At 52.2% G+C, this 23,350-nt stretch carries 24 protein-coding genes; 9 read left to right on the top strand and 15 right to left on the bottom strand.

The genetic code is table 11. The annotated features are described in order from the left end of the window. Positions 1-3: 3 nt before the first annotated feature. A complete protein-coding gene (locus tag ACXJJA_RS06165; protein ID WP_456487344.1) occupies positions 4-408 on the bottom strand; it encodes a hydrogenase iron-sulfur subunit in 405 nt (134 codons plus the stop codon). A gap of 30 nt (positions 409-438) precedes the next feature. Then, complete coding sequence (locus ACXJJA_RS06160; RefSeq protein ID WP_456487343.1) at positions 439-1,032, bottom strand: stage II sporulation protein M; 594 nt, start codon at positions 1,030-1,032, stop codon at positions 439-441. A gap of 194 nt (positions 1,033-1,226) precedes the next feature. On the opposite strand from ACXJJA_RS06160, the gene ACXJJA_RS06155 reads away from it, so the two are divergent. Continuing rightward, positions 1,227-1,601 (top strand): ammonium transporter family protein, encoded by a 375-nt coding sequence (locus tag ACXJJA_RS06155; RefSeq protein WP_456487342.1) that lies wholly within the window; start codon positions 1,227-1,229, stop codon positions 1,599-1,601. Positions 1,602-1,684: 83 nt separating this feature from the next. Further along, a complete protein-coding gene (locus tag ACXJJA_RS06150) occupies positions 1,685-2,485 on the top strand; it encodes a TIGR01458 family HAD-type hydrolase (protein ID WP_456487341.1) in 801 nt (266 codons plus the stop codon). A 349-nt stretch (positions 2,486-2,834) separates the two neighbouring features. Here ACXJJA_RS06150 and ACXJJA_RS06145 read toward each other — a convergent pair whose 3' ends face one another. From ACXJJA_RS06145 to ACXJJA_RS06130, 4 genes are all read right to left on the bottom strand, one after another. Beyond that, a complete protein-coding gene (locus ACXJJA_RS06145) occupies positions 2,835-4,034 on the bottom strand; it encodes a glycoside hydrolase family 15 protein (RefSeq protein WP_456487340.1) in 1,200 nt (399 codons plus the stop codon). Positions 4,035-4,169: 135 nt separating this feature from the next. Further along, positions 4,170-4,676, bottom strand: a complete 507-nt coding sequence (locus ACXJJA_RS06140; RefSeq protein ID WP_456487339.1) for a hypothetical protein — start codon at positions 4,674-4,676, stop codon at positions 4,170-4,172. Then, positions 4,666-5,487, bottom strand: a complete 822-nt coding sequence (gene mpgP / locus ACXJJA_RS06135) for a mannosyl-3-phosphoglycerate phosphatase (RefSeq protein ID WP_456487338.1) — start codon at positions 5,485-5,487, stop codon at positions 4,666-4,668. Before mpgP ends, ACXJJA_RS06140 begins: the two co-directional genes overlap by 11 nt. Continuing rightward, positions 5,484-6,662: a glucosyl-3-phosphoglycerate synthase gene (locus ACXJJA_RS06130; protein ID WP_456487337.1), complete on the bottom strand. Its 1,179-nt coding sequence runs from the start codon at positions 6,660-6,662 to the stop codon at positions 5,484-5,486. The genes mpgP and ACXJJA_RS06130 overlap by 4 nt, the downstream gene beginning before the upstream one ends. A gap of 127 nt (positions 6,663-6,789) precedes the next feature. Here ACXJJA_RS06130 and nadC point away from each other — a divergent pair, with 127 nt between their 5' ends. Next, a complete protein-coding gene (nadC, locus tag ACXJJA_RS06125; RefSeq protein WP_456487336.1) occupies positions 6,790-7,635 on the top strand; it encodes a carboxylating nicotinate-nucleotide diphosphorylase in 846 nt (281 codons plus the stop codon). A 103-nt stretch (positions 7,636-7,738) separates the two neighbouring features. Here the strand turns inward: nadC and ACXJJA_RS06120 are convergent, their stop codons facing one another. Together ACXJJA_RS06120 and ACXJJA_RS06115 are read right to left on the bottom strand one after the other, a co-directional pair. Continuing rightward, positions 7,739-8,749, bottom strand: coding sequence for an adenylosuccinate synthetase (locus tag ACXJJA_RS06120; protein ID WP_456487335.1), 1,011 nt, complete (start codon positions 8,747-8,749; stop codon positions 7,739-7,741). Between the two features lie 25 nt (positions 8,750-8,774). Further along, complete coding sequence (locus ACXJJA_RS06115; protein ID WP_456487334.1) at positions 8,775-9,008, bottom strand: hypothetical protein; 234 nt, start codon at positions 9,006-9,008, stop codon at positions 8,775-8,777. Positions 9,009-9,485: 477 nt separating this feature from the next. Here ACXJJA_RS06115 and ACXJJA_RS06110 point away from each other — a divergent pair, with 477 nt between their 5' ends. Beyond that, entirely contained in the window at positions 9,486-10,043 is a 558-nt protein-coding gene (locus ACXJJA_RS06110; protein WP_456487333.1) for a hypothetical protein, read from the top strand. 5 nt (positions 10,044-10,048) lie between these two features. On the opposite strand, the gene ACXJJA_RS06105 is transcribed toward ACXJJA_RS06110, so the two are convergent. The 4 genes from ACXJJA_RS06105 to ACXJJA_RS06090 form a co-directional block, all read right to left on the bottom strand. Next, on the bottom strand, positions 10,049-11,419 hold the full coding sequence (locus ACXJJA_RS06105; RefSeq protein WP_456487332.1) for an acetate--CoA ligase family protein: 1,371 nt from the start codon (positions 11,417-11,419) through the stop codon (positions 10,049-10,051). Next, positions 11,419-11,928 (bottom strand): GNAT family N-acetyltransferase, encoded by a 510-nt coding sequence (locus tag ACXJJA_RS06100; RefSeq protein ID WP_456487331.1) that lies wholly within the window; start codon positions 11,926-11,928, stop codon positions 11,419-11,421. Before ACXJJA_RS06100 ends, ACXJJA_RS06105 begins: the two co-directional genes overlap by 1 nt. Before the next feature lie 81 nt (positions 11,929-12,009). Continuing rightward, positions 12,010-13,041 (bottom strand): hypothetical protein, encoded by a 1,032-nt coding sequence (locus ACXJJA_RS06095; protein WP_456487330.1) that lies wholly within the window; start codon positions 13,039-13,041, stop codon positions 12,010-12,012. A 66-nt stretch (positions 13,042-13,107) separates the two neighbouring features. Further along, entirely contained in the window at positions 13,108-14,235 is a 1,128-nt protein-coding gene (locus tag ACXJJA_RS06090; protein ID WP_456487329.1) for a hypothetical protein, read from the bottom strand. A gap of 62 nt (positions 14,236-14,297) precedes the next feature. Here ACXJJA_RS06090 and ACXJJA_RS06085 point away from each other — a divergent pair, with 62 nt between their 5' ends. Both ACXJJA_RS06085 and ACXJJA_RS06080 read left to right on the top strand, forming a co-directional pair. After that, positions 14,298-14,663, top strand: coding sequence for a hypothetical protein (locus ACXJJA_RS06085; protein WP_456487328.1), 366 nt, complete (start codon positions 14,298-14,300; stop codon positions 14,661-14,663). 14 nt (positions 14,664-14,677) lie between these two features. Continuing rightward, positions 14,678-14,875: a hypothetical protein gene (locus tag ACXJJA_RS06080; protein WP_456487327.1), complete on the top strand. Its 198-nt coding sequence runs from the start codon at positions 14,678-14,680 to the stop codon at positions 14,873-14,875. Between the two features lie 80 nt (positions 14,876-14,955). Here ACXJJA_RS06080 and ACXJJA_RS06075 read toward each other — a convergent pair whose 3' ends face one another. The 3 genes from ACXJJA_RS06075 to cobT all read right to left on the bottom strand — a co-directional run bounded on the left by ACXJJA_RS06075 (position 14,956) and on the right by cobT (position 20,534). Next, positions 14,956-15,396 carry a hypothetical protein gene (locus tag ACXJJA_RS06075; RefSeq protein WP_456487326.1) on the bottom strand — a complete coding sequence of 147 codons (441 nt, stop codon included), beginning with the start codon at positions 15,394-15,396 and terminating at the stop codon, positions 14,956-14,958. Positions 15,397-15,489: 93 nt separating this feature from the next. Then, positions 15,490-18,783 carry a hypothetical protein gene (locus tag ACXJJA_RS06070; protein WP_456487325.1) on the bottom strand — a complete coding sequence of 1,098 codons (3,294 nt, stop codon included), beginning with the start codon at positions 18,781-18,783 and terminating at the stop codon, positions 15,490-15,492. 689 nt (positions 18,784-19,472) lie between these two features. After that, positions 19,473-20,534 carry a nicotinate-nucleotide--dimethylbenzimidazole phosphoribosyltransferase gene (gene cobT, locus ACXJJA_RS06065; RefSeq protein WP_456487324.1) on the bottom strand — a complete coding sequence of 354 codons (1,062 nt, stop codon included), beginning with the start codon at positions 20,532-20,534 and terminating at the stop codon, positions 19,473-19,475. A 431-nt stretch (positions 20,535-20,965) separates the two neighbouring features. Here cobT and ACXJJA_RS06060 point away from each other — a divergent pair, with 431 nt between their 5' ends. The 3 genes from ACXJJA_RS06060 to ACXJJA_RS06050 all read left to right on the top strand — a co-directional run. Next, positions 20,966-22,180 (top strand): formylmethanofuran dehydrogenase subunit B, encoded by a 1,215-nt coding sequence (locus tag ACXJJA_RS06060; protein WP_456487323.1) that lies wholly within the window; start codon positions 20,966-20,968, stop codon positions 22,178-22,180. Between the two features lie 366 nt (positions 22,181-22,546). Beyond that, positions 22,547-22,705, top strand: coding sequence for a helix-turn-helix domain-containing protein (locus tag ACXJJA_RS06055; RefSeq protein WP_456487322.1), 159 nt, complete (start codon positions 22,547-22,549; stop codon positions 22,703-22,705). Further along, the coding region (locus ACXJJA_RS06050; protein ID WP_456487321.1) for an RNA-guided endonuclease InsQ/TnpB family protein at positions 22,639-23,350 on the top strand (712 nt) is incomplete at its 3' end. The genes ACXJJA_RS06055 and ACXJJA_RS06050, both read left to right, overlap by 67 nt.

Here is a 23,350-nt window from a genome sequence, read left to right as displayed (position 1 = left end):
AAATCACCGCTTTAGGTTCAGTGGTCCCAAAGTTTTCACGGTCTCAGTAAACTCGCGCACGACGTTTGCGAACTTTTGCCCCTCAGAGGCGGAAATCCACTCCAAACGAAGGCGTTCCGCCTCAATGCCCAGCAGCTCCAAAGCTTTTTTTGTGCGTTTCACTCGCTCTTCAGCCTTTAAATTTCCTGTCTGGTAATGGCAGTCGCCGATGTGGCAGCCGGCGACGAGGACGCCGTCCGCCCCGTTTTTAAACGATTCGAGGATGAACGACGGCTCCACCCTCCCCGAACACATCACCCTGATGATGCGGACGTTCGTCGGATACTGGAAGCGGGAGACGCCTGCGAGGTCGGCGCCTGCATAGGAACACCAGTTGCAGCAAAAAGCTACTATCTTCGGCTCGAACATATTTCCTCATCAATATTTTCCCTGATATTTTTAATATTGCATGTATGGCAGGGTCAGCGGGAATGTTATAAATGCTTCGATGGCAGCAGCAACGGCGAGCAGCGGCACGACTACGGCAGCAAAAAATCTTAACCCCTCTAAAAGCTCTATTTTGAGCTTTTTCTTATCGTTTCTGCCGAGGGCGGCGTTCAGCGTTTCGTGCCCGAATTTTATGCCCACGGCGATACTTAGAATCATGGCTGGGACTTCAAGGACGCCGTGCGGCAGCACGCCGATGACGAAGGCCGCCCAGCCAAGCCGCTCCCTGACGACTGCTGCTAATATCCCCAAAAGTGCGCCGTTGGACGCTGCAAACAGTATTGGAACTATACCGAGAGCCACACCCAAGAGCATCGCAACCAAGCTCAGCAAGGTGTTATGGAAGAAAATGTAAAGAGCGATTTGGGGGCTGCTCATCTCCATAATCGGGCGGAAAGCCTCGCTTATGATATCAATGAGCGTAGAAGCGTTTTCAGGATACGTCATCGTGTAGAAGTAGCCAAACACTCCTGAGAGCAAGAACGTAAGAGCCGAGAGCGCGATGTGGAATTTTATCCCTCGCAAGTATCCCCGAATGTTGATCATCAAAACACGATTGTCATTTTTACTTTTATCAGGTGCGAATGGCGTAAAGGCGTTTACAAGAGGCAGCAAACAATTTTGCCCGCTCTTCAATTAAGGCGTTGCTTAAACATTGCCCCACATGCAACATTCAATATGAGACGAAATTTCCAAAAATTATTTATATACGCAATATTTTCACCCCATCACGGGCATAATTGGACAAAATAGCCTGTTCTACGGAGGAATGGTGCGTAATCGGCGGCTTGGCGGCGAACGCCTTCGTCACGACAAACACGGCGGCGGCTTCTGCGGCGCTCACATGGATGATTTTGAGCCGGCTTCGGGAGGGGGAGCCGAGCACTTTGGGAACGATAACAGGCGACATCGCAGGACTCGCCCCGCGCCGCAGGTTTCGTATCGCCTTTGCTGCGGCGATTGCAATAGGAATTGGTGCGGGCATCGTCTGCTATTTCGCAGTCCGAATGAAAAAGAACATGAACGCCCCCTTAGACGTTTGGGGCGTGCACGGCATAAGCGGGATGCTCGGCACGTTAGCTGTCGGGATTTTCGCAAGCGTCGCCGTGTTGTGAGGGGGATGGCGGAGTATCTCCCAGTTTACAAGAAGCTTAATTACATACTTTTATCCAATTTTTTGGCATAGGGGGGTGTGCACGTGGACGGCGGCGTGCTTGAAGGCGTGAGGGCGTTTCTGATAGACATGGACGGCACGCTCTACGTCGGGAAGAGTCCGGTGGAGGGCGCGAACGAGATTATTACCTTCCTGCGGGAGAGGGGATACAAGTTCAGAATCGTGACGAACGCAACAAGGAGGAGCCGCCACTCTCTTTGTGAAAGGCTTAAAGGTCTCGGCTTTGAAGTTTCTGAGGCTGAAATTTTCAGTGCGCCGCTTGCAACGGCTCGTTATGTGACGAACAAAGCCAAAGAGCTGGAGTATGAGCCCAAGTGTTTTTTACTCACCACAGGGGACGTTCACAAGGATTTTGAGGAGGTTGGCGTTATAATAACCGATAAAAGCCCAAAGTTTGTGGTCTTGGGCGATGCAGGCGACAACTTCACGTATGCAAGCCTTAACAAGGCGTTTCGTTTTGTTTTAGACGGTGCGGAGCTTGTCGCCATGGAAAAAGACAGATATTGGATGGGTTCTGACGGTTTAATGCTTGGGGCTGGGCCTTTCGTTGCCGCCGTCGAATACGCAGCGGGCGTAGAAGCTAAGCTCATTGGGAAGCCTTCCAGAAATTTCTTTGAGCTTGCGCTTCGAGACATGAGTGTGAAGGCTGAGGAAGCGGCTGTGATAGGCGATGACGTGGTGAGCGACGTTGCAGGCGGCAAGAAGCTCGGAATGAAGGGCATACTCGTGAAAACAGGGAAGTTCCGCAAGGAAGCTTTGGAGAAGGCTGAAGTGAAGCCTGACTTGATTTTAGATTCCGTGGCTGAGTTGCGAGGGTTTATTTAGGGCAGAATGCGCGCTCGTTTCTGGCATCAGTAGTGGTGTTAAGCAGAAAGTGAGAGAGACTTCCTCCCCTTTCGAAATGGGCTTCTGACTTTTCCTCTGCTATTTTACGCCAACATACCTTCGGCGCGCATTTTGCCCGAAGCTGCGGGAGGACTTCTACTTCACGAGAGAGCCTTGCTCTCATCGACTGCCTTCTCAACCGCCTCGCCGCCCCTCTACAGACGTCCATAGGCACTCCGCCCCACATACATACAAGAACAAAGAGCCGACAATTCCAGCTCTTAGCTTCTCCTTCCGGGAAGGAGATTTCCTGCCGATAAAGTTAAAGCAACTTCATCAAATTACAGACTCATCTAAAAGTTCTCAGCCATAAGCTATATGTCCGAATATATTCGGCGTGCGGCCAGAGGAGCGGCGTCGTCACATAGGCAAAACCGTCCTTCCACTTCGGGTGCTGCTTTATGCCGTTTATCATCACTAGTTTCTTGTCGGTAAGGATATTGGCATTCCGGTAGGTTTCGAGCCAGAGTTCGAAGCGCTCGATGGTTGAAATATGCTCAGGCAGCAAGTCCTCATAAGCAATTTCCACACACCACCCAATATATTGCTCTGCGGTATCTTCGTCGCCGATATTGATGAAATGTCTCGCCAACTGCAGCGTGAAGTGCGGCCACGGTCCGTAGCCGCCGTTGTTACGGTCCCAGTATTCTGGGTAGCGGTTCAGCCCGCCAAGCTCCTCGTCCCAGAGGGCACGGTGAATACGACGGGCGGTGCTTACGATTCTGAGGTCATCATCAGCAATAAGCCCAAAGTAGGCAGGCGAGTATTCCGCAACGTCGACGTCGGTAACGACTGAGACCAATGGGTCGTAGCCTAAGGGCTTGCTGTTCTGGTGTTTGATTCTGATATTTTTGATGAAGGAGCGGAGCCTTGAGCTCCAGAGGCGAGTGAAGATGGCGTTCTTGACTTTTTCGGCTTCTTTCTCCCACCTGCGGACGTCCTTGTCCAGCGCCTTTCCCATCTTGACAGCTGCAAATATTCCGGCGCAGCAAGCGGCATTCGCAAAAATCTCAAAGCCGTGCTCATATGCGGGATACTCATGGATGCTGTTGAGCGTGTGTATTAAATCTATCTCGTCATTCTTGTGCCGCAGTATATACTCGACAGCCCTCTCAATGACGTCCCAGAACTCGATGCATAACTCATCGTCTTTCGTTACCTCGTAATATTTGCCGAGCGTAAAGAGCACGAGCCCGTTGCCGTCGATTTGTAAGTCCTTGTAACTCGTGTCCACGCCATCGGTATCGTAGCGTTGCGAGAACTCCCCGCTCGGCTTTTGCGCATCTAAGATGAACACCAACGCCCGCCGCGCCTCCTTAAACATTCTTGCATCGAGGGCGCCAAGTGTGATGACAGAGTGATCACGAGTATAAATGTAAGGATATCTCGTGCCGGGCGGGCTTGCGTAGAAGCCCCCATTTTTATGCTGATTTTCCTTTATGACTGTGATGCTGTGCCGGTATAACTTATCAGCCTTTTTCTCATTCATGCTCTCTCCCTTTACAGCATGGAACCATAATGCTGCCGCATGCGGCAGAGCTCACTTTAGCAGATTGTTATAATATAACTTTCGGATGATTTAAAAATTTCTAAAAAGTAAAGAAAAGCGACATGTCGTCCATAATTATATCTCATCGCTTTCCAGATACATGAAAACGCAGACGGCTTTCGTCTTCAGAAGCTTTTCAATTTCCTTCTTGCTCTTACCCACGGCTCTTATCGCTTCTTCGTTGAAGGCCATGCTTCCGGTCATGGGGCACTTTGCGGCAAGATGGACGCACTCCTTACCAGCAAGCTCCGCCCGCTTTCGCCGGTAGGCGTGATGCACCACACAAATGATGTCGGCGCATGCAGGCTTGTCCGCACCCCCCGCTCTTGGAATCTCCACGCATATGCTTTCCTGCCCCGGCAGGATTTCGCAATAGTGTGTCGTTTCGAGCTGCGCGGCGAGCGGGCAAAAGGGTTCGTAACGCAAGTCTCCGCTTTTTTCCCCCTCTAACCCTTTCCCCTCCATTTCTGCCAGTCTCTCACCGATTGTCCACAACCAATCGTATAATCCTTGAGCTCCAACCCTACTGCTTATCTCGATCATACCTATGAGAAGTGCCTTTGCCAAGGTTTTACTTTTCATCGCCCTTCCCCTTAATAACAATATTCTCTATCGCCCATTTCCACCCGCTTGGACCTATGCCTTCTGCCTTTAAGAGCTTACCTTCCATCATCCGTTCAATATCCATATCGTAAGTCCCATCCCTCTTTTTTACTAAGACGGGAATGTCCACCGTCATTAACATCGGAAGGTCGTTCAAGCTATCTCCTATCCCTATTGTTTTTACATCTTTAAACTTTTTGCTATACAACTCAGTTAAGATATGCACAGCCCGTCCTTTATCGTTATTGCCGATTATATGGTAATATCTACCTCCTTTTGTATAATTCAACCCCGCCTCTCTTATCAACCTTAATATCTCCCTTTCATCCCCCTCTAATATGGAAAATGCCTCGTCGTATTCCCGCAACTTCGCAAGCTTCGCTTCCTTCAGCGATAGCCCACAGTCCCTTGCCACCTCTTCTACAGTCATGTCCCCAAATCCAACAATCTCGTAACCCGTCGTCCGTCTTATCCGCTCCAACGTCTCTCTTAATACCGAATATTCGGTGCCCAATTCGATGACGTTGTAGTCGTCGAGTTGCTTTGTGTATGCGTAAGGAAAGTCGAAGTAGTATTTGGGAATGAAAATAGCGGCGCCGTTTTCCGAGATGAAGGGGTCCTTTATGCCCATCTCCCTACGATAAACTTCAATTTCAGCCCTCGTCTTGCTGCTACAAAACACAATCGGGATGTTCGAGCGAAGCAAGTAGTTCAGAGCGGGCTTTGCAGCTTCGTATGAGTAATTCTCATCGAGCAGCGTGCCGTCCAAGTCTGTGAAGACGACAATCATTTGACGACAACCTCCACCAATCTCTCTCTGAGGTCGGGCATTGCTGAAATCGCCCGTATCCAGTCGGGGAGCAAGGAAGAGGTGGGGTTCTTCAAATATTTCCTACCAGCCTCGACTATAACCCTTGCGAGGGTTTCAGCATGCGTTTCTTCCTGATGTCTGTCGTAATTCAGGCCATTGCAAATGGCGTCTGCGTGATATTGCCTTATTTTGTCTTGGGCAACCCGCCTGTAAATCACTTGGAGGCTCACTAGGAAAGCGTCTGTGACCTCAATGCCGTCGGTCTCGGTAAGCGTCCTTAGAAGCGTGAAGAGGCAGTCGCTGGCGGTCTTTACCAACTCCTCCTCGCACAGCTCTCGGTGCTTATGCTCGTAGAAGCCGAGGTCGACCTGACACATGCGCTTGTAGGATATGTTCCGGTAGAGCTCGGCGAGCATCCCTAACTCCAAACCCCAGTCGCACGGGATCCGTAGGTTCAGGGCTAAGTCGCTGGTAATCGCGACCTCGCCTGAGAGCGCATACTTGAAAGCCCGTAAATATCTTAGGAATTCTGATTTATGTCCGAACTTCTCATGCAGCGCCTCCAGCAAAGGGAGGATAAAAAGGCGGTAAATCCGCCCATACATCCGCTTCCCTAAGACGTCCAACCTTGCATAATAGCCTTTAGCGAAAAGGAAATCAAGGTGCGGCTCCACCACGGGATAAAGGAGCTTTGTCGGGAGAATTTCGGAGTAATAGGCAATATCGGCGTCGTGAATGGCGAAGGCATAAAGTTCGAGAGATGCAACACCGATTGCAATCCATATGTCCTTCCCTTTACCGCTCAGTCTCGTGACATCCAGCCCCTCTCTCTTTAACTCCTCCAGGAGGGCATTGACTTCAGGTCCATTGCACCAGATTACCTCAAACGGCATTTCAAGCTCCTCGAAAGTTTCCAACGCAGACTCATAACCACTCTCCGCAGAAAGGGCAATTAGCACCTTCTTCAAATAATCACATTCATTCAACCCCCTAACGATTTTCTGAATGGCAGGACTCGAAAGCTCGCTCTCCAAAACCGGAATTATTACGCCCATCGGATATTTTATGCTCAAACGCCTCAAACGCCTTCTTAACCCTTCAAAATCCATCCCAAAATCGTGTATGGTAGTTATTACCTCCTGACCGAAGTCCATCAATAGTTATATAGTGCTACGTTCTTTAAAACCTTTAGCATTTTCGAGGGAGAGACTGCTGAGCAGCATGAATTTTTGCGATGCGGATTTAACTTACCTTACCCTTTAAGGAGGAAGGGGGGAAGGGATGTTGCTGAGCGAGTTGGAGTGGTTTTTGCGGGAAGACTTGGAAGGCGTGGAGGTGTATCCGTTCATGCCGCCAGAGGTCGCAGAGCGGGAGTGCATCGCCGAGGTTGTATTGGGAAGCGAGCGGTGCGTGCTTGCAGGACTTGCGGAAGCGATGCAAGTATTTGAGTATTTCGGTGTGCGGGCGGCGTCGCAGTTTAAGGACGGCGCCGTTGTGGGAAAAGGACAAGTAATTCTCAGGGTCGAAGGGACGGGCGTTGGGGTTCTGAGTGCGGAGCGACTGGCATTGAACTTCCTTGGGAAAATGAGCGGGATTGCGACGCTGACTGCGGAGTTCGTGCGTGCTGCGAGGCAAATGAACGAGCGGGTGCGGATTGCGGGCACGAGGAAAACGACGCCGGGCTTTCGGAAATACGAGAAGAAGGCAGTTCTGCTCGGCGGCGGCGACCCGCATCGCTTGGGGCTTTACGACGCGATCATAATAAAAGACAACCACCTAAAGCTGATGAGCTTAGAAGACGCAGTTAGGGAGGCGAGGCGGCGCTGTAGCTTCACGAGAAAAATAGAGGTGGAGGTGGAGAGCGTTGAGGATGCGGTGCGGGCGGCAGAGCTCGGCGTTGACATAATAATGCTTGACAACATGACTGCGAGCGAGGTGCGGCGAGTGGTCGAGGAGTTACAGCATTTGCGGTTGCGGGAAAAAGTTATCTTGGAGGTCTCGGGCGAGATAACTCTGGAGAACGTCGTCGATTTCGCAGCAGCGGGCGTCGACGTCATCTCAATTGGCATGCTCACACACTCCGCAAAAGCGATTAACTTCTCGCTCGAAATCGTGAAAGTTCTTTAGCATCGTCGATTTAAGTTCGCCCGCTCCTTATTGCGTGCCCATTGGGGTCACATGCATGCCGCTGGTCTGAGTATTGCTTGTTGGTTAAAAAGTTTGCTACTGCTCACCGCCGGCGGCGCAGGTCGATGATTTCGTTCAGCCCAGGACCGGTGGAAATAAGAGTCACAGGGACGCCAACATCCCTCTCAACCCTCGCCACGAACTCTTTCGCCTTTTCAGAGAGCTTTTCGAACTCAGTGACGCCTCGGCAGACGGGGTCAATCCTGTCAATACCTGTGATTGCGATTTGCGTCGCGCCATTGAGTGTCGCCGCATATCTTGCCATCTCTGCGTCCCAACGCCCGATGCGGCGTTTCCTGCCTGTAACCGTCCCGAACTCTTCGATGCCCAGCGTCTTTGCTTCAGCATCGCTCATTTCCGTTTTAAATGGACCGGCGCCAACCCTCGTCGGAAATGCCTTGAAGACGACGACGACTTCATCAACTTTGGTAGGACCCAAACCGACGTCAGCGGCGATTTGCGATGCTGTTGTGTCTTTTGATGTGACATACGGGTAAGTGCCATAGAACAGGGAGATCCCGAAACCTTGCGTGCCTTCAATCAGCACCCGCTTCCCCTCGTCCAAAGCTGCGTTCAGCTCCGCAGGCACATCGCAGAGGAACGGCTTCAGCACCTCCACGTCCTTTGCCTGCTTTAGTTTTCGCAAGGCTCGTTCAGCATTTGCGGGACCACAGCCCGTGCCTGTCGTTCCGATTTTATCCTTCAAGCGGGCGTCGCTTCTGTCGGCTTCGATGTGCCGTTCTTCGATGATGCCGCAGCGGAAGTCCACGCCCACACGCTTCTCGACGCCAAGCATCTCGACCTCGCGCAAGAAGACGTTGGGATTCACCAGCACGCCAGCCCCTATTAAAAGGCGAGCCGCTTCGTGGATGAAGCCGCTTGGCACCATCCTTAGCCCGAACTTTTTGCCACGGAACTCGACGCTATGCCCGGCGTTCGGACCGACGCCGCCACGAGCCACGATTGCAGGGCGGTCAGCGAGCGCCAAGTATGCGAGTATCTTGCCCTTGCCCTCGTCTCCAAAAAATCCTCCCACCACGATTGTCGAAGGCATGCGTTTATCCCTTCTTTTGCCTCGGTTAACTTCTTAAGATTTTATTATTCTTTGCTAATTCTTCTCCAGCGCCGAGAACCTTAAGCACTAAAACCGTGTCGCCATCCTCCGCATAGCTCTTCCTCGGTCGCTCTAAGCGCTCCGCAATATCCCGCCATATCCGTGCGTCGTTCTCTCTGGATGCTTTCCGCAGCGCTTCCAAAAGCCTCAATATTCTCAGGTCTGCCTTCCTTGCCTTCGCCCGCTCTCTCGCTCGCATTCCACTGACTTTCTCCCTTTCCCCACTTTTAAAACTTTGGCTCGGAAGCGAATGTTCTTGTGAAAGCGAGAGATTGCCCAGCAGAGACCCCCGGCACCGGCTCTGCGGATTTAATTTAAACTTTTCGTAAAAGAAGAAAAGCGAGAATTTTTTAAAGGAAGCGCCCCTCTAGAGACAGGAGTCAAGAGATGGCGACTATCAAAGATGCTGTTAATCTATCTGAAAAGATGAAACGATAATAAGGGAATATCATGTGTTTCAAGCTATCCCCACATCCTTACTACTCATAATGGTCTCCCACTTCTTGATAAGATAAAATTGAGAGAGAAGAAGAGGAACTGATGCAACAGCCTCCTTAAAGAGGTTAAACTTTTTCGCCTCACTAAGTTTTAATCCCCACTTAGTCGTCAGATGTAAGCGGGTGAGGTCGGGGTTGGGGGGGGATGTGCGGTGGGAGGCGCTCGTGAGGAACGTTTGATGCGTTTGATGGAGGCGCTTCGGAGCGTGCTGCGGGAGTCCGACGAGGTGCTCGCAGGACTTGCAAAGATCCTTTATATGTCTTTGGGGAGGGTAGTGTCTCGGAGGGAGGTCGTGGGGCTTGTTGGTAGGGATGCCGAGGAGCTTTTGCTGGTGGCGAACGAGTACAGGCTGTTGCTGTCAGAATGTCATGATATGATGTGGGTGCGGCGCTGCGTGCCGGGGGGCGAGGAGGAGCGGTACGTCATGCCGCTGGTCGTGGAGGAGGCTGTGAGGCTCGCCTGCGAGACGGGGCGGTGGCGTGCGGAGGAGGCGATACGGCGCTGCTTCGAGCGATTGGGGGAGTCGCTTTCGGACAGGCTGCCTTCGGTGTTCAAGCGTTTAAAGGAGATGGCGGAGGAGGACAGGAAGGTTAGTACCTTCGAAATAAGGGAGGTGGCTGAAAGCTTTGGTTTCGAGCCCGGCACGCTAATTGCCGAGCTGAAGGCATCGGGCTTGATAACGCCACGCCCTCCGACTACTGCGAAACTCCTTTACGAACTGCATCCCCTTTTCTGAGGCTGCTATGCGGTCGCTTGTCGAACCACAGTATATTTTCGGAGCGCCGCAAGCGCCCGCACTGCCCGCTCTGGCGACGGATACGTTGGGATGCCGGCGCTCTCCAACGATTTTATCTGCTTTTCAACGTCTTTTATCACGTGTATGCCGTTGACGCCACAGAACACCACCGGCTTCCTTAGTTCTCGTTCCGCCACGCCTTTCAGCGCCTCAACGACCCTTTCAAGCCCCGCAGCCCAAAAGACGACCACGATTACGATGCCGTCTATATTGCTATCGGCAAGCAGAGCGTCTAAAACTTTAGAATAAACGTCAGAGTCGCCGCCCGCCTGCCCGAGGTCTAAGGGATTGCCTTTCAGGTAAGGGCATCTTTTTATAACCCTTAGGGTCGTCACAGAAAATTTTCCAAGGCTGAGCCCGTATTTGCCGAGGGCGTCGGCGGCGACGACACCGAGCCCGCCAGAGGTGCTCATGACCGCAATGTTCCCCCCTCGCATTAAAGGTTGCGTCGCAAAGCACTTCGCATAATCGAAAAGCTCCTCAAGAGTCTCGGCACGGAGCGCTCCCGCCTGTTTGAAGGCGGCATCCACGACGCTATCGTCAGCAATCATGGCGCCAGTATGCGACTTTGCGGCATTCATCCCCGTCGTGAATCTCCCGGCTTTGAGCACGAGCACGGGCTTCTTCCGCACGGCGATTTTCACGGCATTGAGCAATCGCCTGCCATTCTTCACTCCTTCCATGTAAATCATCACGACCTTCGTCTCAGCGTCTTCAGCAAGATATTCGAGGAGGTCAGCTTCGTCCACGTCGCACTTATTGCCCAGCCCCACGAACTTACTCAACCCTAAATTCTCGCAAACCCAGTCTAACAACAGGAGACCGACGCCACCACTCTGCGCAATTATCGCTACGTGCCCTTTTCGCGCATGATACTTGACGAAGATACTTACGAGGTTGTTAGCGGTGTTAATGCTCCCGAGGCAATTTGGACCTACGACCCGCATGCTGTTTTCCTTAGCGATTTTGATGACTTCTTCCTCAAGCCTCTTGCCAGCTTCACCAGCCTCCGAGAAACCTGCAGATTCGATTATCACGTATTCAACACCTCGTTCTGCGCAGTCTCGCATCACATTGGGCACGTCGCTCGCCGGAATCAACAGGACAGCGAGGTCAACAGGCTCGGAGGTGGGAATTTCGGAGACGCTGCCATAAGCATGCACGCCGAGCACTTCAGCATCTTTCGGGTTTACAGGATAGATTTTGCCTGCAAAGCCGGCATCCTGCATGTTTTTCATGACCACGTATCCTAAGTTTGCGGCGTTGTTTGAGGCGCCTACGACCGCCACGCCTCTTGGCACGAAAAACCGCAACATCAAATAACCTTTGTCATCTTCAACCAAATACCACTTTGGAACTCAGCTTTGAAGCCGAGCGTCTCGTAGAACTTTTGTGCGGGGTTCGTGATGCCGACCCAGAGTTCTACCCGCTCGAGTCCTAACTCCCTGAAACGGTGGATGGCGACGTTCATGAGCGTCTTGCCGATTCCAAGATTTCGGCGTGTGGGGCTGACGACGAGCTCGTGGATGGCGCCGACCCTACCGCTCTCTGAAAGCCAGAAGGCGTCGGAGGCGACAAAACCCACTATCCTATGGTCGTCCTCGGCGCCGCTACCGCCGCTGTCGTCGCCTTCATCGGCGTTAGCGCCGCTTCTGTTTTCGACGGCGACGAAAAAGCCCGCCCTGTCTCGTCGATACAACCACTTTATGTATCTAACGGCGTTTTTCCGTCGTGTATAAAAATAATTTCCAAGGTCTTTGTAGCCATTGAGGTAAAGGTCAACGACACGTTTTAGCTCTTGCGCTCTTGCCTGCCTGATACGCATGCGACATGCACACCTCGGCTAAATTGATTTTCTTTTCATGTTTATAACTTTTTTGCGGGGGCAGGGGCTTTGAGTGAAGGGTTACAACCGTGGACGAGCCTCTTTTATCATACGTTCCGCAACGTCCGCATCGATGAGGATGCCGGGCGGAAGGACTGCGGGGCGTCTTGCTTCCTCTCCATATATTATCCTCGTGCGGTGGGTCGCTGGGTATTCATACTCGGCGCCGTAGCGCACTTTCGCCCGCAGCGACTCCGAAGGCGTCGGAGGTATTTCCTCACGCCCTATGCTCTCGAAGATGACGTCTGCACGTGTGAGCGGTGAAAAATTAGAATACCAGCGCCCTCCGTAGAACCAGCTTTCAAGGCGTTCCACGAAGACTTCCTTTGCGTCCACACCCTCCAGCGGTGGCAGCTCCGGAAACATGCCCTCGTAGGGTCTCGAGCGCCAGCCTAGGCGTTCTGCGTCAAGAGCGTCGAAATGCCTTGAAAAGACATCGAAGGAGCTTCTTTCCACAACGCCTTTGTCCACGAGGGCAGAGGCGTGCGAAAAAAACGTAAACAGCGTGTCGCATTCGACGCCCAAATTCCTAAGGACTTCTTTCTGAACGTCAGCAACGAGGAGGGCGCCCTCGCTTGCGGGTCGGTGGACGCAAAGCTCTTTCAGCGGCTCCGCAGTCTTAGGGTGTCTCTGTTCAAGCTCTTCGATTCCTGTTATGTGCTTTAACGCTGCTCGCTCGTGAACGTAAACGAAAGAAAAATTGAGCTCCAGAGAAAAGTCGTCTAAGCAGTTTAGAGAGGCGACAGCATGCCCGCCGCCGAAGAGCAGTATTGCGGCTTTGTTGTGTTCCTTGGTGCCGAAGAGGAAGAAATAGGCGAGCGCCGGCGAGATGTGCGTTCCTATCTCAACACTACCGAGGGCAGCGGCGTTCCGCATCTCGTATTCCTGTAACGTTTCGGACAGAAAAGCCCCGTATCTCGCCATATTTAACTTGCGTGGCGCTGGCACCCGAATTTTGGGGAAAAAGAGAGAAGGAGCTGCCATGCGATACCAATTCCTCTCTATGTTCCAGAAGATGCGGGCGTCGTATATCGGTCTTGCTTGCCTTTCCATCTTTTATCTTACTGATGCCTTAAATAACAAATTAGAAAGGTTCAGAAAAAAGCAAAAAAAGAAAAATTATGGGTAAGTGCCGGTGCCGCTCATCAGCACCCAATAGCCCTTGCCGGGTTCGAATTCTGTAACTTCTTGGAAGCTGCCGTCCTGCCAAGTGTAGATTTTCACGACGGTGCCGCTTATGTAATTGGAAGCGTTAACGGCAGCTCTTGAGCGGACGCCGATGAGGTTCCAGCCGTCGTAGAGCAAGTATTCTCCGCCAGTGGGTTCTACGTAAGTGCCGCTGATTTCAAGTGTGTCGTTGGCGTTCATGCGCACCCAGTAGGCAAACTGCGGCGACACTTCCGAGAGAGTATCCGTGAAGCCGCCGCCGGTTCCGTCATACCAACTCCACCGCTCGGTCAGGGGCTTGCTGGCGTCGTAGGCATATACCATGAGCATGTTGTCGAGAATGCTTGCGAATACTGCGTCGGCGCTCGCATCTACCGGGATTATCGGGAAGGAAATGAGGTTCCAGCCGGCGACGAGTTCGACTGTGAAGGGGTTAACAGTCCACGTCCATGTGTGCTGCACCGTTATAGTTTCGTTGCTTGCGATTGCGGTTACGTTCCAGACGCCTGTTGTGAGTGTTGCGTTCGTGTAATTGCACCACGTATCGGCGGGCACGCTCACGTTTTCTTGCACAACATTACCATTGATGAGCCATGTGACGTTGCACTCTGATATGGACTTGACTCCGAAGGTTCGGATTGCGGTAACGTCGTCCTCGATTTCAGACTCCGCAGGCGTCCACTCCGCTATTAGCTCAGGCACAGCAGTGGCACTCAGGTCAAGCGTTTGCGGCGGCAACATTTCGTATCTGTAAGTTGCGGTCTCGTTAGCCACAGCCTCATGGAAGTCCGGCGCTTTTATGTAGAATTTAATAGTTTTGCCATCATCATTTCGCAAATCTGAGGAGATGAGGAGTCCTGAATATTGCCCCGGCGTCGTTACCGTTGCTGGCGTGCACTGGACGTTGCCCTCGGCGCCTTCAATCTCAGCACGTATCTCAGTGCCAACAGGTGCAGGCAGCCCGTTCACCGTAACGCTCCCCCTAAATTCATTGGGCATAGGCTGACCCGCAACCGCTGTGAGCGGGAGCAGTGCCAAGAGCAGCGCAGCGATGCTTACGAGCGTCAAAATCCCTTTCATCCTACCACCTCTACTTCCTTTCATTCAGGCGGCGCCTTAAATAGATTGCTGTTATTGTTGCTATGCTCATTATTATCAAGCTAAAACCGGGCGTCGGGGTTGGCGATGTTGGGGTTTCGGAAGGTGATTCTGGCGGCGTTGTCGCTGCGGATGGTGTTCCTGCGGTCGTCGGCGACATTGGCGTTTCCGTTGTCGTTGGAATTTCTGTAGGTGTTGGCAAAGGGACTGTTGGTGTAGTTGTAGTGGTTGTCGTTGGGGATTCGGTTGGCGAGGTGGTGGGCGTCGGCGAGAGGCTTGGTGATGGCGTTGGTGATGGCGTTGGTGACTGCGTTGGTGATGGCGGCGGCGTCGCTACGAGCGTCAAACTCACTTCAATCAATGGATATTTCAAGACCGCAGAGCTTATAGTTAAGTTGGTTTCGGCGTAGTTGCCGAAAGCATCTTGGGCGCTTATCAGGATTTCGTCGCCGATTTTCCAGTCTGCGGAGCTGGGAATTGCGCACGCACAGCTACCGTTTTCATCGGTGGAGTCGTTTATGACGGCATTGGTATTCAGGTTTTTAATCTCGACGAGTGCATCGGGGACGGGCGTGCCATCTTCGTAAGTAACGATGACATGGACGACAGCGAGCGGCGGTAATTGAGCACAGACATATTGAGCGCAGGCAGTATGAAATACAAGAACCACCGACAAGATTAGCAAGCGTCGCATTAACTCGTTCATGCCTTTCTCCTCCCTTTGGCTGCAAGGAGAGCGGCGGTGAGTGCGAGCAGTGAAGACATGATTTCGAAGCCAGGCGGCGTCGGCGTGGGCATTTGCGTTTTAGCGCTGATGTCGAGCTTGAAAATGCCGCCGGAGTGCCAGGCGGCAGTCTGTTCCGCCTTGATACCATCGACGTAGAACGTTATGTTTTTACCTTCGTCGCTCATGTTGCCAACGACTATGAGTTTTTGCGCGTGCGAGCCACCGTATTTGCCCTCTTCGACGACGGTTATATTGCCACGCACCTCACCGTCGATTTTCGCAACGATTTCAGTGCCGACGGGCGCCGGAGCGCCGTCAATCGTGACGTTGCCGTAGAACTGGCAGGGTAGCGCTGGCGGCTGCTGAGCCGTCGTAATACTCGCAGCAGCAGTAGCTACTAACACCACTACTGCCAATACAAAAATTGCGTGTCTCATCATTACTCACCAAATAAGACAGAAAAAATAAGGGGTTAAATTTTTTGCTTTTGGCCTTTTAGGCTGCTACGTTTAGGCGCTGAGTGCCGCAAGCGTGCAGTTCTCGGTGACGAAGAGCCAGTAGCCCTCGCCCGGATACATCTCGACGCTCGGAGAGTTACCGTACCCGCCATTATTGTTCATTATCGGGTCTTCGAAGGCTTGAGCGGTAGCGTTCCAGCCGATTGCAGTCACCCAGTCTTCGTCAACGGACATGAGAGCCACTTCTGCCGTGTAAGGCTCTGTAGCTGAGAAGCCGATGGCGTTCCACGCCCCACCTACGAGGTCCTTGGTCGGCGGCACGAACATGCCACTCTCGTAAGTGAGCGGGATGTCGTAAGCTTCGGTTGTGTAAACCCAGTAGCCGTCGAGCACGTTGATGTAGTCGCTGGTGTTTATCTTGCTAGACCAGCCGGTAGTCGGGTCGTAGTAGAGTATCGAACTTATGTTCGGATACAGCGACGTGTTGAACAGCTCGTTGAACTGGTCGCAGCTGCTGTTGAGCAGTTTTGGCACTGATACGAAGTTCCAGCCGGCTTTGAGATGCAGCGTGTCGTCGAACTCGTATGGGCGTGAGAGCGTCTCTGTGTGGATGCCCCAGTTGCCGACGTTCACGACGACTTCAGCGGTCTCGCCGGGGTCGAGTTCGAGGGTTGCGCTGCACTTGCCGTTGTCAAATGCGGCGCTGCTCGGCGTTATCGTGCCGGCAGTCGTGTAGAAGTATGCTGTAGAGTTCCAGTATGGCTGGACAAGATTACCTTTCTCCGCCTTGAAGTAAACGTTGATTTGCCACTTGCCGGTCTCGACTTCCTCGACAACTACGTCGCAGAAGGTAGGCAGCGACCAATTGCATGGGTCCACATCGTTAAGCGCCCAGAAGCGTAGCGTTTCAGTGTCGCTGATGAGCGTCGTTGAGTTCTCGGAGTAAGCGGTGATGCTTGCGGTGACGTATTGCGCTTCGGAGTCAGTGTAATTGAATATCGGCTTGTAGTATGCGTGTGGAATGACGCAACCGTGCTGCGTGAGTGCGACGACCTTGCCGTCTATGATTGAATCATTGGTCTTGATGACGCCGCCCGTAGCTCCGAACCATACTTGCGTGCCGTCCCTTACGATGTTGTCATAGGCATCTGTAACCACCACTAAGAGGCTCAAGCCCGAGTCGTCCTCCTGATTAGCACCAGCATAGGGCTCAAGCTCAAGGTGGTCGACCTTCCAGATGCCATCAGTAACCGTAGTCTGAAGGTCAACCTGTGCAGGCTCGTCAGGACCGACTGATATGTTAGCGGCGCCGGTCTTGTAGCCATAAGGCGTCGAAGCGTTTGCTTCTACATTCATGGACTGTATCGGGCTGTCGGTGCATGCGGTTGCGTTCGTCGCCGTTGCGTTTATGTAGAGTCCCGTTACATTGCCGTAGATGACTCCGTTCGTCGGAACGGCGGTGACAACGGCACTTGCAAGCGTGCCGATTCTGCTTGCGCAGGCAGAGGCGTTGCATATCCAGCCTTCGGACTTGTTATTAGCGTCGTAAACGAGCTTGAACGACGTCGTGAAATTCGTGCCGTCAGCGGTCGTGACGGGGTTATCATCGGAGTCAACAAGATATGCGATGATATAGGCGACGTCTGAGCCGTTTGCGATAAGCTCGCTCTTCGTAGCGTTGTTGATGTTAACGAAAACTATTTTAACGTGGTCCACGTACCACGGCGTCACAATAACTGTGGTGCTCGTGTTCGTCAGCCCCTGGAGGTTCGTCAGGTTCACAGTGAGAGTGTAATTCTGCGTTATCGGTATGTCCGACCAGAGGTAAATCTTTGCGATGGCGATGCCGAGCGTCGTATTTTCTACTGCCACGTTCACAGGACCTGAAGTGTCGTCGTCTGGCGTTATGTCGGCGGAAAGGTACGCATACGTCCTGTTGTCTGTGATGTTGAACGTCACATATATTTGTGCGCCGGTGGCGTTCGTCGTTTTTATGCAATAGTTATCGTATTGATCACTAATGGCCGCTGTGATGTTGTAAGCTTCTTCAATCTTTTTGTTAGCCTGGAAGTCATTGCACTGCTTCAGGATAACTATCTTGTTGGCGTCGGCAGGCTCGACTTCAAGCGTTCTGAGTATTGTCGAGTTCGTCGTCAGATTCACTTCTGTGGATATTCCTGACGGCACCGGCAAGCCGGCGTCTTCAGGCTTCTTCGGCGTCAGCCACGTCCCCTCACCGACGGTGGCGTTCACTGTAATGTTAAAGCACGGCTGAGTGACCCAAGCATCCGGCATCGTGGCGTTCGCTATCCTAATGCGGAACGTGCCTTCCCCTCCTGTGAATGCGAGCCACGTCATGGCATTAACTCCGAAATCTCCCGGTGTTGTAGCATTCGTAACGTTCGTGCCTGCTGCCGGCGAGCTTACCGCGATGTTCACATCAGCCACGGCTGTGGTGTTAATGTTGTTGAAAACGTCTAGGATATAGAACGTGCAGTTGGTGTAGTTCGTGGTGGCGCCGGCAACCATACTGTCTCTGTCAACAGTAGCAGTTATGTATCTCGCTGCCGCCGGGTTGATTGTAATTTGCATTGTGTCGTTCTGCAGCCACGGCGCTCCCGTGACGTTCACCGTCAGGTTATAAACGCCCGCTTGCGTGCCGTTGACTTTTATATAGCAGAGACCTTGTGACATCTGAACATCGGCAGGGAATGAGGCTATAGTTGTATCATGTATTAGCCATACGTTCGCCGTTTTGTTCAGCGTGAACCTGACAATCTCTCCATATTCAGTATCCCGGTAATTACCAGTAGCGCCCGTTGCCCTTACAGTTATTGTAGTGGACTCCTGTCCGGCGGTTGTTGTTATGGAGGGTTCACTGAAATTAAGTCTTGAAGCATCGAAATCCAGATCTTCTGCTGTGCTGAAATTTGCTGCGGGGTTACCGACATCTTTAAACTGAACATCAAACGAGCCCAATGGCTCTGTCGAGTTTATGCGTAGGCAGAGAATGCCCGTGACAGTATACCAACTTCTGTTCACAGTGCATTCTTCATCCTTCGAAGGTCCTTCCTTAATTACTTCCCAGTTCCCGCTGCCTGCATTCAACCCGTATAGCGTGACGAAGCTCAATGAAGGTGGATAACTGGCGTATACTACTGAGACATTGGTATCATTGTTGGTGTTAAACACTGTGAAATTCAGCTGTATGTAATCTACGCCGTTTGCGAGCGCTGTATCTTTTACTCTGTGAATGTTGCCCGGTTGTGCGACAGCGGTGCTTGCGAGGAGCAGGACGGCAGCGACGCCCAGAACCGCCGTGAACACTAACGTCCTTGACCTCATTATCTCCCTTTTTCTCATTGTTAATCCCCCTTTTTTCATGCGTGGCTACCCTTATATATATTTTTTGCTTCCTTTCCAAACCCCGCCCGCTTCATTTCCTTAGATTGTTTAAAACTTCAAAAATCGGAAACAAAACTTCAAAAATCGGAAACAAATTTTTCAAGGACGCAAAGATTTATAATACGGGTCTCAATAGCTTGCAAATTTCTTAAAACGAGGGCGTGTGCAGACCACTATTTTCCCTTCCCTGTTTTCTGTGGTAGCACGCAGATACGCCGATATACGTCAGTAGCTATAAGCTGACGGCACAAAAGGCTAAGGAATTCAAAACGGCTCAAGAACACACCCGAAGTTCGAGGCGTCGGGGGGCGGAGCTGCGGGGTGTTGAGTCGGCACAAACGTCGTGGCGCTTGTGAGCTACTACACGGCTAAGCCGGGAGCTTCACGTTAAGCCTCTCCACTCCGACTCCTTGAGGAGCACCGCTCCGGTTCCGAGCTTCACGACGGGGCTGGCTCACCGCAGCCCCTGCCCGCAGGATAACCCGCCGCATCCCCGCCCTGCGAGGCTTTCTGCGAGGTAGAATGGTAATCGCTTCTGCTAACGCTCTTGGCGTGAGCATCCACACAGAAACGCCTTAACTCTTTTCCTTTTACCCTGTTGCGATAAATGCCGCCGCGGCAGCACGTGCTTATTCTTTCTTCTTCGAAACGCCCGCCTCCTCGAAGGTTGCCATTTCGTTCAGAATCTTGCAAGCAGCCTCCACGATACTAATTGCGAGGGCGGCACCGGTGCCTTCGCCGAGGCGCATCCGCAAGTCGAAAAGCGGCTTTAATCCAATATACTCGTAAATGGCATCGTGTCCTTTTTCTACGGAGCGGTGCGACGCTATCAAATAATTTTTGACTTGCGGCATCAGCTCATAAGCGATGAGCGCGGCGGCGCCAGAGATGAAGCCGTCGATGACTACTGGCGTCCTTTTTGCGGCGGCTGCGAGAATCACGCCCACCATCCCGCCAATTTCAAAGCCGCCGAGCTTTGCGAGTACGTCAATGGCATCGTCCCGCCTCGGCTTATTCACTTCTAAAGCTCGCTTTATCGCATTTATCTTGCGTTGCAGCCCCGAGTCGTCGACGCCAGTGCCACGACCCGTGACTTCCTCGACGGGGCGCCCTGTGATGAACGCCGCAATAGCGCTGCTCGGCGTGGTGTTTCCGATGCCCATGTCACCGACGCCCACGATGTCGGCATCGCTGCAAAACTCCTCAAAAACTTCAATTCCCGCCTCAATGCTGCGGACGGCGTCATTATAGCCCATCGCAGCGCCCTTCGCAATGTTATTCGTGCCGTAGCCGACTTTCTTGTTAATAAGCCCCTGCTCGAACGCTGTCGCTTCAAAGTCGTGAGCGACACCCATATCCACAACCACGACTTCGGCGCCGACGTGTCGTGCGAGCACGTTTATTGCCGCTCTGCCGCTGAGAAAGCCGTAAACCATCTGCGGTGTTACTTCCCTTGGGTATGCGCTCACGTCTTCCTCAATAACGCCGTGGTCTCCCGCCATCGTGACTATCATCTTCTTTTCGATTGCTGGGCGAGGGTTGCCGGTGATGCCTGCCACCATTATCGAAAGTTCCTCAAGCTGCCCTAAGGCGCCCAATGGCTTTATCAAGGAGTCCTGCCGCCTCTGAGCTTCTTTCATGGCGTCGTCGTCTAAAGGTGCAATTTTCTTAATTACCTCCTCGATGCGCATTTTCCCACCGCAAGTATTTTTGACTGTTGTAAAATCAACTTTGTCAACGTTGCTCGGATAAGCTTTTCGTTTTCCACCCTGGGGCAACGCCGTGAATACCAACCCACTATCTCGCACGGCGCTAAGCAGCCCTTATGACGTGTGCTCTACGGACAAATCATAAAGCTGCGTGGGGGCGCGACACGAGTTCCGCAGCAGCTATGCTATAGGCATGGGGAAATTTTGCGAGAGTTAGGTAACTAAGGGGAAAGTCTGAGTCGCCGGATGCCCAACGAGCTTCTTGAAGAGCTTTGGAAGCAAGAGGCGCATTATATTAAAGAGCATTCAGGGAGGAAACTGCGAGGTATTGTCGAGGAGCGTTGTGTAACACGCCACCGTCGAGCAATGATAAAAACGAAAGTGAGAAATGGTAGCACGAAGAAAAGAGCACCATGCCGACATGTCCAGGCTGTGCCTGCCTCTGCGACGACATTGAAGTTGTGGGCGCCGAGATAAGGAACGTTTGCAGGAAAGGTTACGGAATTTTCAAAAGCCGGCAGAAAAGCAGGCTTACGGCGGCGGTTGCAGATAGAGTTACTGACGTGGATGCAGCCATAGAGAAGGCTGCCGAGATTTTATGCGAGGCGAGTAGTCCGGTCATTTACGGGCTTGATAATTCGACATGTGAGGCACAAAGGCTTGGCTTAAAGCTCGCGAAGGAGCTTAATGCTTTCGTGGACGATACGTCTTCAGTCTGCCAAGGTGTCATCCTTGAAGCCATTTATAAGAGTAGACTCCCAAGCTGCACACTCGACGCCGTTAGGGACAATGCCGACCTCGTTATTTTTTGGGGCGCCGACCCCGCAAGCTCACACCCTCGCCATCTCTCTAAATATTCTTACTTCCCTCGGGGCAAGAAAATTCAAAAAGGCTACGAGGAGCGCAAAGCGTTTTGCATCGACGTTCGCCGCTCGCCAACGGCAGAGGTCTGCAAGAACTTAGTCAAAATTCCCGCAGGCGCTGATGCGGCGTTAATCAACGCCCTCATAAGCTTCATTGAGGGGAAGGCGCCACAGCTCCCCCAAGGGACTGACAAGCGGGAGGTCATGGAACTCGCCGCCGCAATGCGGAGAGCAGAATTCGTAACCATATTTACGGGCTTAGGTCTCGTTTACTCGCTTGCGGATGTTACGCTGCTGGAAACGTTGCTAAGGACGCTGACGGAGCGTTGCGGCTGCGAGGCCTATATCATACCAATGGTAGGGCATTTTAACATGCGTGGCATGACGCAGACCCTTTTCAAAGAAACTTCGCTGCCGAACAAAGTGAAATTCGATGGTGGCGGTGCGAAAAGCGGAGCTTCGATGACTGAAATCCTGCGTGAGGGGTTTGCGGACGCAGCTCTCATCATCGGAAGCGACCCGCTGTCATCGTTGCCATTCGCTGCCGCTCGGCGTCTCTTTGAAATAAAAACCATAACGATAGACCCGCACGTAACGCCGACGACCGAAATCTCTACTGTTCGAATACCGTGTGCGATAAGCGGTGTGGAGTGCAGCGGGAACACGGTGAGGATGGATGGCGTGGAGGTTAAACTCGAAAAGATGTTCGACGTAGAATTTCTTAGTGATGAGGAGATTTTAAGGGGGATTCTTGAGAGAGTGTGAACTACCACCCGTTAAAACGAGTGGCTTCCCCCAGATAAACACGCCACTACGGCTGGGGTCGGGCTGTTCACGAGCCCCGCTGCCACCCATCTCACCTTCCTCAAAGCAGGAAGTCTCTTGACGGGCGGCACATTTTACACAGGGGACGCCTGTGCTTAAAATAACATGCATTCAAGGCATAAAAAAACTTTCCCTCCCACCTCCCCTAATTCACCCACCGATTGAAATCGGTGGCCCTCTTAGCGACATTTTGTAGATGTCAAAAAGCGGAAAATGGCTGTGGTGACGATTTAAGAATATGTTGCTGCTGATTCCTACCTTTTCATAGCAGGGGGTGGGAGGGAGAGTATTTATATGTGGTATCTTATGTTCGAGGCAAGAGGTGGAATGATAACCTACAAGTTCAGGTTATATCCGACGGAGGAGCAGGAGGGGAAGTTGTCATTCGTATTAGAGCGATGCAGGTGGCTCTACAACCGTCTCTTGGAGGAGGTGAACAGGGCGAGGGAGAAGGGAGGAAGCTAAAGCAGAAGGATACGCAGGCTCTTATCGTCCTCCTCAAGGAGGAGAGACCTGAGCTGAATGAAGTCAACTCTAAGGTTTTGCAGATGGTGAACCATCGGGTTTGGTCGAACATAAGGGTGCTTCACGAGCTAAAGAAGAAGGGGAGGAAGGTTGGGAAGCTGCGGTATAAGAAGTGCGGGAGGTATAAGAGTTTCGTGCTCAACCAATCTGGCTTCAAGATAATAAGGACAGGTGGCAGATTAGATAAACTTTACATCTCGAAGGTTGGGGAAGTTCCTATAAGAGTTCATCGCGCCGTCGGAGGGGAGATAAAGCAGGTGATAATAAAGCGCTACGGGAGTGGCGAATGGTATGCGCTTATCTGCGTTGAGGGGGCAAGGGTCGAAAGGGAGAAGAAAGAGAGCGAGAGGGCGATAGGCATAGATGTGGGAGTGAGGAGTTTCCTCACCGACAGCGATGGTAGAGAGATAGAGAATCCGAGGTTCTATGAGCGAGCTTTGGAGCGTTTGAGGGTTGAACATCGGAAATTGTCGAGGAAGAAAAAAGGCTCGAAGAACTGGCTGAAGCAGTTGAGGCGGCTGTGCAAGGTCTATGAGAAAATAGAGAGGAAGAGGGATGACTTCCTGCACAAGCTTTCGAGGTTCT

The sequence above is a fragment of the Candidatus Alkanophaga liquidiphilum genome (assembly GCF_053996935.1).
This window is presented reverse-complemented; position numbering and strand designations above follow the sequence as displayed.